Consider the following 11,296-nt stretch of genomic DNA (forward strand, 5'->3'; position numbering starts at 1 on the left):
CGCGCCCGCCCCGCCCCCCCACCGCGACCGGGGGGGGCCCCGCCCCCCCCTTCGGGCGTCCCCCGACTTCACCCGCTACTCGTTCCGGCGGCACGGCGACTTCACCACACTCGCCGACGAACTGCGCTCCATCGAGCAGTATCTGGCCCTGGCCGGCGCGCGTTTCGGTGACCGCCTCCAGGTGACGCTTCAAGTCGCTCCCGAGGTCCTTCCGGTCACCATGCCGTTCCTGTGTCTGCAGCCGCTGGTCGAGAACGCCGTCAAGCACGGCCTCGAGGACTCGCGCGACAAGTGCCGTATCTCCATCTCCGCGCAGGACGAGGGCGCCGAGGCCCTCGTCGTCATCGAGGACGACGGAGTCGGCATGGACCCCGCGCTGCTCCGCCGGATCCTCGCGGGCGAGCAACCGCCGCCGGGCGCCGGGTCGAACGGGGTCGGTCTGTCCAATGTCGACGAGCGGCTGCGCCAGGTGTACGGGGACGACTACGGCCTCGTCATCGAGACCGGACTCGGCGCCGGGATGAAGATCACGGTACGGGTTCCCAAGTACCGGGCCGGGGTGCACTCCGGCCGCTGAGTCCGCGGGCGGTGCCGTGGTCGTCAGAACAGATGGATCGCCAAGTGCCCGAGCGGCAGCCCCAGTTCCCAGGCCGGCGTCCACACCTGGTCGTCCTCGTCGACCTCGATCCCGGCGCGGTGCCACTGCAGCGACGAGTCCAGATCGGCCGCGAGCAGCTCGGTGCGCTGCAGCCACTCCCAGGTCTCCGTCGCCAGAGCCAGATCGGGCCCGCCGCCTTCGGCCACGCGGCGCTCCATCCGCTCGCGCACCCACTCCTGCCAGGGATGGCCGTACGCCGTCAAGGAGAGCCACTCGTCGAGCTGGGACACCACCCGGATACCGGAGAGCTCGTCCGCCTGGTCGGACAGGTAGATCGTGAGCGCGAGGGTCTGCCGGCCGGCCCGGTACTCGAGGGTGCTCGACGGGACGAGGTCCCCGGTGCGCAGCAGTTCGTCGGCGATGTACTCCGCGTACAGCCATGCCATCGGCACGGCCAGCTCGCCGGTACCCCTGCCGTTTCTCCTGTCGGGCAGCAACCGATCCACCTACTCCCTTTCTCTGCCCCCTGTGGGACCCCTTCGAGCCCCGAAGGGCAGCCTTCACCGTCGGGCACGCACGTGGGTCCAGCTTTACTCAACTGGACACAGTGGTTTCGAAATCGACCTCTCCGTCGGCAGACGGAAGGGACGTCACGAGCCCTGTGGTGCGAGCGGTGCACAAGGGGCCTGGCGCACCTGGTTCTCGCCTCACACTAAGGGCGGTGAGGGAGCGGACTTCGCCATGATCCGGAGGTTCAGGGGGTGAGGCTGCTCACGCCCGGGGTGTCAGTGCAGCGGCCCCGCGCCGTATCCCGGCAGGACGGTCTTGAGCCGCCGAAGCGCGTAGTGCGAACGGGACTTGACGGTTCCCGCCGGAATGCCCAGCGCCTGCGCGGCCTCCGTCACCGAGTGCCCGCGGTAGTAGAGCTGCACGAGGACGTCACGGTGTTCGCGGCGCAGCGTGGTGAGCGCCTCGCGGACGTCGAGCGCCGTCACCGACCGTTCCTCGTGCCCGTCACCTATGACGCCCACGGGTGGTGCGAGTTCTATGCTCTCCGCGCCGACTTCGGTGGGCCGGGCCTTGCGGGCCCTGCGTGCGTCGATCGCGAGACGCCGGCCGACGGTGAACAGCCACGGCCGCATCGAGTCGTGATCGCTGCGCAGCGCCTCGGGGTGCTGCCACGCGCGCACCAGGGTCTCCTGGACCAGATCCTCCGCGCGCTGCCGGTCGCCGTAGGTCAGACCGAGCAGAAACCCGAACAGGGCGCGTCCATGGGCTTCCTGCAATTCGGCCAGTTCCTGCTCGGGGGTGCGGGTGGGGTGCTCCATGGCGGTGGTCACCGTTGACTCCTCCGGTAGGTCGCCGCGTCGCCGTGAACGTAACCGCGACGCGTGAGCGTGCGGAGCGCCCGTGCGGCGGCAGTCGAACGGACGGCCGAGCGGTGCGCCGAACGGTTCCCGTGCAGGTCGAGCGGTGCGACGAGCGGTGCGACGAACGGCGCGGCGAACGGTCGCCCGAGGAGGCCGGGCGGCCGAGATGAAGCGGGCGTTCCGGAATCGGGTGATTGGTTTCGGTTCCTCCAAGTAGTTCCATATTCGTCATGCACGCGGCAAAGCTCCTTGACTTCCCGTTACACCCCGGATGGATTCATGTACGGAGATCGCGATCGCTCTCCGCCGGCTCGTCCACCACTCAAGGAAAGCCACGGTCGATGACTGAACGCACTGGTTCATTCCGTGCACACACCGCACGTGCGGCGCTCGCCGCGCTGCTGACGGCCGCCGTCGCGGGCTGCGGCACCGAGCACCCCGCCTCCGCGCCGGGGCCCGAGTCCTCGAGGAAGCCGCCCGCCCCGTCCGCCGCCGGCGGTCCCGCTCCCGCTCCCGCCAGGGGATTCACCCTGGCGGCCTCGGGCGACGTCCTGCCGCACGCGTCGATCATCCGCCAGGCGAATGCCGACGCCGGCGGCGACGGGTACGACTTCCGCCCGATGCTGCTCGGTGTGAAGCCGGTGATCTCCAAGGCGGACCTGGCCATCTGTCATATGGAGACCGTGTACGGGGCCGACGGCGACTACACCGGCTACCCGGCGTTCAAGTCCCCGCCCCAGGTCGCCGCCGCGCTGGGCGCGACCGGTTACGACTCCTGCTCCACCGCCTCCAACCACACCCTCGACGCGGGCGCCGCGGGCATCCGCCGCACCCTCGACGCCCTGGACAAGGCGGGGGTCAGGCACGCGGGTTCGGCCCGCAGCGCGGCCGAGGCCAAGCGGCCCACGATCCTGCGGGCCGGCGGCGCGAAGGTCGCCCATCTCGCGTACAGCTACGGCACCAACGGCTATCCGCTCCCCAAGGGGCAGCCCTGGGCGCTCAATCTGATCGACGAGAAGAAGATGATCGCGGACGTCCGCGCCGCACGCAGGGCCGGCGCCGATGTGGTCGTGGTGAGCCCGCACTGGGGCACCGAGTGGCAGGACGAGCCCGACGGCCGCCAACTCCGCCTCGCCAAGCGCCTGACCGCCTCGAAGACCGGCGGCCGCCCGGACATCGACCTCATCATCGGTACGCACGCACACGTTCCGCAGCCGTACGAGAAGGTCAACGGCACCTGGGTGATCTACGGCATGGGCGACCAGATCGCCGGCGACATGATCAACTACTCCGGGTCCTCCGACCCGCGCGGCAACCAGGGCACGATCGGCCGCTTCACCTTCGTACCGCCGAAGCAGCCCGGCGGCCGGTGGGAGGTGTCCGAGGCGGAGTTCATCCCGCAGTGGTTCGACACGGGCGACGGCCGGGTGGTGAACCTGAACGCCGCGATCAAGCGCGGCGCCGACTACACGGACGTACGGGACCGTATTCGCCGTGTCACGCTCAGCCGGGGCGCCGCCAAGTACGGCCTGAAGATGGGGAGTTGACCTCTTCCCCCACTGGACGGCGGGCCGTACCCGGACATCCGGGTACGGCCCGCTTCTTCATGAGCGCAACCCCCCATTGCGAGGATTACCGCGTGGCCGGCCCGGTGGGACACTCCGCACACCGGCCGGGCGCGGCAGGTTGCACCGCGGCCATCGCGCCGTGTGCCCGGCCACCCGTGGGGTGTCAGGGGAGGAATCATGACCGTGCCGACGCCGGCGAGTGAGGAGCAGCTGCGCCGTATCGCGCAGGAGGCCGTGGACCGGTGGATCGACGAGAGCGAGCGTGCCCACCGCATGCGGTGGGACGACGCGCAGGCGCGCGAGAAGGAACTGGCCGCCATCGCGGACAACGCGCGACGCAGGTGGTGGGCCGAGGAACTGCGGCGCTACGCCCAGCGGCGCGGCGAGCCCTTCCGCCCGCAGGCCCAAGGCCGCCGGGCCGAGCTGGCCGGACAGGTCGTGACCTCGCTGCTGGGCAACGAGCCCCCGCTGAGCGGGCAGGAGGCGGATCAGCTCAGCCGGGAGACACGGGATCTCGTCGCCTCTCTTGTGCCGGCCACGTCCGCGGGACGGAGCCTCGCGGCGATTCTCGAGACCGCCGAGGCCGACGCGACCGAACTGACGGGCCGCGCCCCGACGTTGGAGGACCTGCGCACCGGCAAGACGGACGGCGTCACGCTCGCGGCCCTGCCGGCCAAGGAGCTCGTGCGGCGGGGAGACGCGGCCGTCGCGGCCGTGCAGCGGCTCCTGTTGCCCGAGTTCGCCGCCACGCTCACGGCCGCCGACCGGGCCGCCTACGCGACGCTGCGCAGCGCGCTGCCGGTCCCGGAGCGCATCGCCATCGACGCGGAGCGAGCCCTGACCGACGGCACGCTGCGGGCGCCCGCGCTGCCCTCGCTCGAGGAGCAGCGCCAGTCGGTGGCCGGTCCGTTCGACGCCGCCCGCCGCAGGCTGTCGGGCACGATCGCGGACCTGACCCGCGTGGTCGGCGTACTGGAGAAGGCCATCGCCGAGCATCGCGCGCGATTCGACGACGGCCACAGGTTCGTCATCAGGGCCCTGACCGGCTTCTACGGTGACACGATCCTGTTCGCCCTCGCGAGCATGCCGGCGGAGCTCGCGCACAGGGCTCTCGATCGTCTCGACTATCGCCCCGGGCCCGGCGACCCGGGGCCCAGGCCCTACGACGCCCTCTTCCGTGCGTTCCCCGAAGGTGCTGCCCAGACCGATCTGAGTCTGGTGCTGACAATGATCGCGCAAGACGAACAGGTCGACCCGTCCGCCTTGGAAAGCCTGATCACGTCCGCCGCCCGGCACCTGGCACGCGAGCACCCAGGGCCTCCCACTCCGTGATGCCCCCGAGCGGGCTACGGCACCACGGTGACGGGCCAGCGCCCCGCCTTGACGAGCCGTACCGCCACCGACCCGACGATCCGGTGCCCGGCCTGCTCGGATGCGCCCACGATCACGGCGTCCGCCTTGAGGTCGTCGGCGGCGCTGACCAGGCCGTTGTAGGGGTCCCCACGGAACGTGTGGAACTCCCACCGCACCGAGAAGATGTCCTTCACCCGCTCGGTGGCGTCCCTGATCTCCGCGATCAGCCCTTCGGCGATCTCGTCCGTGACCTCTCCGACGGGCGCGCCGAGCGCGGCGCCGGCGGCCATCACGGGCTGCACGTAGACCACGGCGAGCAGCGCGTTCTGCCGCCGTGCGAGGCCGCCCGCATAGGCGGCGGCGCGCAGTGAGGTATCGGAGCCGTCGACCCCGACCATGATCACCTTGGGGCCGTCCGTACCGCGTTCGAACTGGGTCGCCTGCTCTTCGCTCACAGCCGTGAGGCTAGCTCAGCCGGCGCGGTGTGTGACCCGCCGGGCCCTTCCCGACGGGCGGGCGCGCGTGGCTCTTCTTAGAGTCGGTCCATGAGCGCCAGCGTGGAAGCCGCGATACCCAAGGGCCAGACGCACGATGCGGACCGGCTCGGACCAGGCACGTCGCCGTTCCTGAGCAAGGTCCCCGATATCTTCGCGACCTTCTTCGGCCTGCTCGGGCTCTACTGCGGCGTTCTCGCGGTCATCGCCCCGCTGCGCCGACTCGCCCGCCCCGTCACCCAGGCCCTCGACCACGCCACGGTCCCGGTCAGCGCCAACCTCGCGTACGCCCTGTTCCTGACGCTGCTCGCCGCGGCCTGCGCCTCCCGCAAGACCATCGCGTGGCGCCTGGTCGTGGGGTATCTGGGACTGCTCCTGATCGCGGACGGCATCCTGATCGCGCAGGGGGAGTGGAAAGAGGTACTCCCCTCGGCGATCGTCTGCGGCATCGCCCTGGTGATCCTGGTCCTCGCCCACCGGGAGTTCTACGGCCAGACCCGACGCGGTCAGTTCCTGCGCGCCCTCGGGGTCCTGGCCGGCGGCCTCGCGCTAGCGATCCTGGCCGGCTGGGGACTGGTCGAGCTGTTCCCCGGCACGCTGGAGCGCGGCCACCGCTTCCCGTGGGCGGCCAACCGGGTGCTCGGCGGTCTGGTCTCCGGCCAGCAGTTCCACGGCACGCCCCCGCGGCCGCTGTACTTCTTCCTCGGCCTGTTCGGCGCACTGGCGCTCCTGAACGCCGCCTTCACCCTGTTCCGTTCCCAGCGGCTCGAAGCGGCGCTGCACGGGGATGAGGAGGCGCGGATCAGGGCGCTGCTCGGCGCGTACGGAGAGAACGACTCGCTCGGCTACTTCGCCACCCGCCGCGACAAGGCCGTCGTCTTCGCCCCGAGTGGCAAGGCGGCCGTCACCTACCGTGTGGAGGCCGGTGTCTGTCTGGCCAGCGGTGACCCCGTCGGCGACCCGGGCGCCTGGGACCAGGCGATCGAGGCCTGGCTGGAGATCGCCCGTCGCTACGCCTGGGCGCCCGCCGTCATGGGCGCGTCCGAGGAGGGAGCGAAAGCCTTCGCGCGGCACGGGATGGGTGCGCTGCAGCTCGGTGACGAGGCGATCCTGTACGTGCAGAAGTTCGACCTCGACGGCCGCGACATGCGCGTCACGCGCCAGGCCGTCAACCGCGTCCGGCGCACCGGTGCCACCTGCCGTATCCGCCGTCACTCCATGCTCACCGACGCCGAGATGAAGCAGATCATCAACCGCGCCGACGCCTGGCGCGACACCGAGACCGAACGCGGCTTCTCCATGGCGCTCGACAGGCTGGGCGATCACCAGGACGGCGACTGCCTCCTGGTGCAGTGCATGGACGCCGACGGCAAACTCCTCGCGCTGCTGTCCTTCGTGCCCTGGGGCAAGGACGGCATCTCGCTCGACCTGATGCGCCGCGACCGCAGCGCCCCCAACGGCGTCATGGAGTTCATGGTCGCCGAACTCTGCGCCACCGTCGGCAAGCTGGGCGTTCGCCGTATCTCCCTGAACTTCGCGGTCTTCCGCTCCGTGTTCGAGGAAGGTGCCCGGATCGGCGCGGGACCCGTCCTCAGGCTCTGGCGCAAGCTGCTGCTGTTCTTCTCCAAGTGGTTCCAGCTCGAGGCGCTCTACCGCTCGAACGCGAAGTACGACCCCGACTGGTACCCGCGCTTCATCTGCTACGGGGACGCCGGATCGCTGGCCCGGGTCTCCCTGGCCTCCGGCATCGCCGAGGGCTTCGTCGCCGTACCGAGTCTGGGCACCCTGTGGGGCAAGGGCCGTACCCCCGCCAAGTTCGACCGGCCGGCGACCACCGCGGGCCTGCCCGCCATCGACGAACTCGGCCTGGGCGGCGCCGCGTCGGGGACTGCCGACCCGCTGGCGGGCATGCCCGAACAGGTCCGGATCCGCCACCGCAAACTCGAGCGGCTCCAGGACGAGGGCATCGACCCGTACCCCGTCGGTATCGCCCCGCGCACCCACACGCTGGCCGAGATCCGCACCGCCCACCCCGCACCGGCACCGGGCGCGCGCACCGGAGAGCAGACCACCGTCGCGGGCCGCGTCATGCTGATCCGTGACTTCGGCGGGGTCGCCTTCGCGGATCTGCGGGACTGGTCCGGTGACCTCCAGCTGGTGTTCACCCACGAACACCAGGAGGTCCTCGACTCCTTCACCCGCGCCACCGACATCGGCGACCACATCACCGCTTCGGGCGAGATCGGCGTCACGGACAAGGGCGAGCTGTCCGTGTTCGTCACCGGCTGGCAGCTCACCGGCAAATGCCTGCGCCCGCTGCCGGACAAGCGCCGCGGTCTGTCCGACCCCGAGGCCAAGGTCCGCCGCCGCTATGTGGACCTGGTCGCCAACCCGGAGGCCCGCGACGTCGTACGGGCCCGCTCCACCGCCGTACAGGCGCTGCGCCAGGGCCTTCTGGAGCGCGGCTACCTCGAGGTCGAGACGCCGATGCTGCAGCAGATCCACGGCGGTGCCAACGCCCGCCCGTTCACCACCCACATCAACGCCTACGACCTCGACCTCTACCTCCGTATCGCCCCCGAGCTGTATCTCAAGCGGCTGTGCGTGGGCGGTCTGGAGAAGGTCTTCGAGATGGGCCGCACGTTCCGCAACGAGGGCGTGTCGTACAAGCACAACCCCGAGTTCACGATGCTGGAGGCCTACCAGGCCTTCGCCGACTACGACGTGATGCTCGACCTCACCCGCGAACTGATCCAGGGCGCAGCGACCGCCGCGTTCGGCTCCCCTGTCGCCCGCAAGGCCGACGAGAGCGGCAAGCTCGTCGAGCACGACATCTCCGGGCTCTGGCCGGTCAAGACGGTGTACGGGGCGATCTCCGAGGCGCTCGGCGAAGAGGTCACCGCCGACACCGGTCCGCCCGAGCTGCACCGGCTCTGCGACAGGAGCGGTGTCCCGTACACCGCGGAGATGGGGCGCGGGGACGTGGTCCTGGAGATGTACGAGCGCCTGGTCGAGGAGAAGACCAAGCTGCCGACCTTCTACAAGGACTTCCCGACCGATGTCTCGCCGCTCACCCGTCAGCACCGCACCGACCCCCGGCTCGCGGAACGCTGGGACCTGGTCGCCTTCGGCACCGAACTGGGCACCGCCTACTCGGAGTTGACCGACCCGGTCGAGCAGCGCCGCCGCCTGACGGCCCAGTCGCTGCTCGCGGCCGGCGGCGACCCGGAGGCGATGGAGCTCGACGAGGACTTCCTCGACGCCCTCGAATACGCGATGCCGCCGACCGGCGGTCTGGGCATCGGCGTGGACCGGCTCGTCATGTTCCTCACGGGCCTGACGATCCGCGAGACGCTGCCGTTCCCCCTTGTACGACGCCGCTGACGTCCGCGCCACTTCTGGCGGTTCCAACAGGTGCTTCTCGACCGGCCCCCGTGTTGATGAGGTCCGGGAGCCTTCGGCCGTGCGACGCATTAGTCATGAAAAAGGAAGAACTGCTTCCGGGGCGCCGTGCGCTGCTGCGCGGCGCCGCCCTCGCCACCCTCGCCACGACCGCCGGCTGCCTCGGCACCACCCGGTCCGCACCGCCCGCTCCCGCACCGGCGGGCGGCGCTCCCGCTCTGCGTCGTCCGCAGAAGCCGGCCACGTACCGGCTGAGGCCCATCGCGGGCTACGGTCCCGCGCGTTCGCTGCCGGCATCCGCTCCCGTGCGGTCCAAGCCGATCCTTCGCCTGGCCAGCCGCAACCGCACGATGGTGCTCACCTTCGACGACGGACCCGACCCCCGCTTCACCCCGCACATCCTGCGCACCCTGCGGCAGCACCACGTGCGTGCGATGTTCTTCGTCTGCGGCGAGATGGCCGCGGCGTCGCCCGATCTGCTGCGCGAGATGGTCGACGACGGCCATCTCATCGGCAACCACACCTGGACACACCCGCAGTTGCTGCGGCTGCGGCGCTCCGGGGTACGGCGTGAGATCGAGTCCACCAGTGAGGTCGTCCAGCGGACGGTGGGCGAGGCCCCGCTGTGGTTCCGCGCGCCGTACGGGGCGTGGAACCGGGACGCGTTCGAGATCGGCGCGGGTCTCGGCATGGAGCCCCTCGCGTGGACCACCGACTCGCTCGACTGGACCGAGCCCGGTACCCGCAAGGTCGTCGACAACGTGCTGCGCGGTGCCGGTTCCGGGGTGGTCATCCTCAACCACGATGCGGGCGGCAACCGTTGGCAGAGCGTGGAGGCGCTGCGGATCTATCTGCCGCGCCTGCTTGCGGACGGCTATCGCTTCGGGCTTCCGCAGCGCAGAATCACGTAATTCCCGAAAGAGCCCGCCTCATCGGGCGGCTCTCTTTCCGGGCTTGCGCCCGCCTGATCGGCGCCGCTGCTTTCAGCGCGTCTCGACCAGGCGGGCGAAGACCACGACATTCCCGTCGTAGCCGTCCTTCTTGGTGAATCCGCCACCGCAGGTGATGACTCTCAGCTCCGGGGAGCCCGTGGCGTTGTACACCTTTCCGCCGGGGAAATTGGCCTTCGAGAACACCTCGACGCCGTACACCTCGAAAACGGCCGTCTTGCCGTCCCTGCGGCTCACTTCCACATGGTTTCCCTTTTTCAGGGAACCGAGCCCGTAGAACACCGCGGGCCCCTGATTGTTGTCGACATGGCCGACGATCACGGACGTGCCGTTCTCGCCGGGCGAGACCGCACCCGTGAACCAGCCCGCCAGGTTGGGGTCTTCGGGCGGCGGGGCGTCCACCCAGCCGTCCGCGTCCAGACCCACAGGCTGGATCGGTGCGTTCACCTGGATCTGGTCGATCCTGATCCGCTCCGCGATCGAGAACGGCAGCGCCTGCACACCGGCGGCACGCGGTTCACCCGCCGTCACCCGCTCCGCGGCCGACGCCGGCTGCGGAGGGCCCACGGCGAATTCGCCCGAGCCGTTCCGGATCAGTGCGAGACCGGTGAGCAGAACAAGCGCTATGACACCCCACGGAGCCCGCTTCTTCTGCGGCTCCTCCTCCTGTGCACCATGTGCCGAATCCATTCACAGTCCCCTCTCGACGCGGCAGTTGTCCCACGCCGTTCGCGCATGCAAGAAACGCTAAGTGGATTGCGTACGGGAGGCGATCGGTCGGCACCGAACGGGTGGCGATACGGCCGTGCCTGAGCCATCCGAGTCGACTTGCCCAAACCATTTCTGACGGTCTGTGACCTGCGGTGATATCCGGCATACGGAATTACGCCCGGCGTGTCGCTCACCGGTACGGACCAGCCCCGAAATGCGGGCCTGCGCAGGGCGTTCGAGGGTCTGATCTGAAAGGCGCTCTCGCCGATTGACCGGGGAAGGTTCCCCGGGGCGTCTTTCGCGGAGGTCCACATGCGTACAACTCGTGCCCTGGCGGCCCTGGGCGTCGCCGGTGCGTTTCTCGGGCTCGCAGCACCGACGGCAAGCGCCTGGGACGGGAGTGTCATCAGCGTCAGCCCCACCCACCCGGCCCGTGGTTCCCAGGTAGCGGTGACGGTCAACGCCCATGAATGCGGCAGCGGCGGCACCATCACCTCGACCGCGTTTCCCCAGACGCACCTGAACGGAACGGGTGGCGGCGGTCACGCCAACCCGACGATCTACTCGCACGCCAGCTTCGGCCACCACTCCGTCACCGCAACCTGCGGCGGCCAGTCGGTGACCAAGGATCTGGCACTGACCGTGGTCGGTCCCGCCCACGGTGGCACCGGCGGCTCCGTCACCAGCGGCGCCACCTCCACCGACATCGCCATCGGCACCGGCCTGGTGGCGGCCGCGGTGGCCGGCGGCGGGATGTTCTGGCTGCGGCGCCGGGGCGAGTCCAAGGCCTGACGCCCGTACACACGCACTTCGCCCCCGGGATCTCGACGATCCCGGGGGCGAAGTGCTG

The 11,296-nt window shown here is 70.3% G+C and carries 10 protein-coding genes; 6 read left to right on the forward strand and 4 right to left on the reverse strand.

Annotated features, from left to right (window positions below):
• Window positions 1-577, forward strand: a 577-nt coding sequence (locus JAO81_RS40565; RefSeq protein WP_233416613.1) for a sensor histidine kinase, incomplete at its 5' end; no start/stop codon positions are given.
• 23 nt (window positions 578-600) lie between these two features.
• On the opposite strand, the gene JAO81_RS40570 is transcribed toward JAO81_RS40565, so the two are convergent.
• Both JAO81_RS40570 and JAO81_RS40575 read right to left on the reverse strand, forming a co-directional pair.
• Window positions 601-1,044, reverse strand: coding sequence for a hypothetical protein (locus tag JAO81_RS40570; RefSeq protein WP_199553035.1), 444 nt, complete (start codon window positions 1,042-1,044; stop codon window positions 601-603).
• Window positions 1,045-1,383: 339 nt separating this feature from the next.
• Window positions 1,384-1,926, reverse strand: coding sequence for a sigma-70 family RNA polymerase sigma factor (locus JAO81_RS40575; protein WP_199553036.1), 543 nt, complete (start codon window positions 1,924-1,926; stop codon window positions 1,384-1,386).
• A gap of 383 nt (window positions 1,927-2,309) precedes the next feature.
• On the opposite strand from JAO81_RS40575, the gene JAO81_RS40580 reads away from it, so the two are divergent.
• A complete protein-coding gene (locus JAO81_RS40580; RefSeq protein ID WP_199553029.1) occupies window positions 2,310-3,515 on the forward strand; it encodes a CapA family protein in 1,206 nt (401 codons plus the stop codon).
• Between the two features lie 198 nt (window positions 3,516-3,713).
• Window positions 3,714-4,868 carry a hypothetical protein gene (locus tag JAO81_RS40585; RefSeq protein WP_199553030.1) on the forward strand — a complete coding sequence of 385 codons (1,155 nt, stop codon included), beginning with the start codon at window positions 3,714-3,716 and terminating at the stop codon, window positions 4,866-4,868.
• A gap of 14 nt (window positions 4,869-4,882) precedes the next feature.
• Here JAO81_RS40585 and JAO81_RS40590 read toward each other — a convergent pair whose 3' ends face one another.
• The gene (locus tag JAO81_RS40590; RefSeq protein ID WP_233416614.1) at window positions 4,883-5,287 is read right to left on the reverse strand and encodes a universal stress protein; all 405 of its coding nucleotides are present in this window, start codon (window positions 5,285-5,287) and stop codon (window positions 4,883-4,885) included.
• A gap of 147 nt (window positions 5,288-5,434) precedes the next feature.
• Between JAO81_RS40590 and lysX the strand changes: the two genes are divergently transcribed.
• Both lysX and JAO81_RS40600 read left to right on the forward strand, forming a co-directional pair.
• Window positions 5,435-8,767, forward strand: a complete 3,333-nt coding sequence (lysX, locus tag JAO81_RS40595; RefSeq protein WP_199553032.1) for a bifunctional lysylphosphatidylglycerol synthetase/lysine--tRNA ligase LysX — start codon at window positions 5,435-5,437, stop codon at window positions 8,765-8,767.
• A 95-nt stretch (window positions 8,768-8,862) separates the two neighbouring features.
• Window positions 8,863-9,696, forward strand: a complete 834-nt coding sequence (locus JAO81_RS40600; protein ID WP_199553033.1) for a polysaccharide deacetylase family protein — start codon at window positions 8,863-8,865, stop codon at window positions 9,694-9,696.
• A 72-nt stretch (window positions 9,697-9,768) separates the two neighbouring features.
• Here JAO81_RS40600 and JAO81_RS40605 read toward each other — a convergent pair whose 3' ends face one another.
• Window positions 9,769-10,425 (reverse strand): class F sortase, encoded by a 657-nt coding sequence (locus JAO81_RS40605; protein WP_199553034.1) that lies wholly within the window; start codon window positions 10,423-10,425, stop codon window positions 9,769-9,771.
• Window positions 10,426-10,758: 333 nt separating this feature from the next.
• Between JAO81_RS40605 and JAO81_RS40610 the strand changes: the two genes are divergently transcribed.
• Window positions 10,759-11,238: a hypothetical protein gene (locus tag JAO81_RS40610; protein ID WP_165329802.1), complete on the forward strand. Its 480-nt coding sequence runs from the start codon at window positions 10,759-10,761 to the stop codon at window positions 11,236-11,238.
• Window positions 11,239-11,296: the final 58 nt, after the last annotated feature.

This window comes from Streptomyces sp. N35, from assembly GCF_016464295.1.
GTDB lineage: Bacteria > Actinomycetota > Actinomycetes > Streptomycetales > Streptomycetaceae > Streptomyces.